This window comes from Kamptonema formosum PCC 10802 (genome assembly GCF_000332335.1).
Lineage (GTDB): Bacteria > Cyanobacteriota > Cyanobacteriia > Cyanobacteriales > Oscillatoriaceae > Oscillatoria.
Genome location: NZ_KB235948.1, coordinates 6,096,091 through 6,096,567 on the forward strand (window position 1 = coordinate 6,096,091; position 477 = coordinate 6,096,567).

Annotated in this window: 1 pseudogene; it reads right to left on the reverse strand. The window is 38.6% G+C overall.

Features of this window, described 5'->3' with window-relative positions:
• Positions 1–477 (reverse strand): annotated as a pseudogene (locus OSC10802_RS57230) (transposase); the annotation flags it as partial.

Below are 477 nucleotides of genomic sequence, written 5' to 3' on the forward strand. Positions count from 1 at the left end.
CAACTCTATATATTCCTGAGTCCTTGCCTGTCCCAACTAGAAACTGCCCCTTATTTTCAGAAAATTGAAGTTTGTAGTTGTTAGGTATGCGCAAGACAAAATACTTGTTTGACTGCTGGGCGAGCCGTAAATTTTTAAACTAGAAAAGCCCCGATCCATTACCCCTACACCGTTTGGGGGCAAACTAGCTAACATCTCTTTTCCATATCTGTAGTCAGAGTCGTATCCAAAATTTATTAAGTTTTCTTCTGGAACTCCTGTGGTTAAATTTAAGGAGCTAACAAGCTTGACTTGGTAGTATTCTTGCAGCCATAGCAATTTACTCGTTAGAGTAATGACAGTTGAATCAATAGGACACAGCTCATATTTTGAAGGCTTTTTGACGGCAAATTTCCTCATTAAGTTGTTGATAAAGTCTCAAAAATGGCTCTTGACTTCTGGACGCATTAGCTTTGGAGAAAGTTGAAATATCTAGCT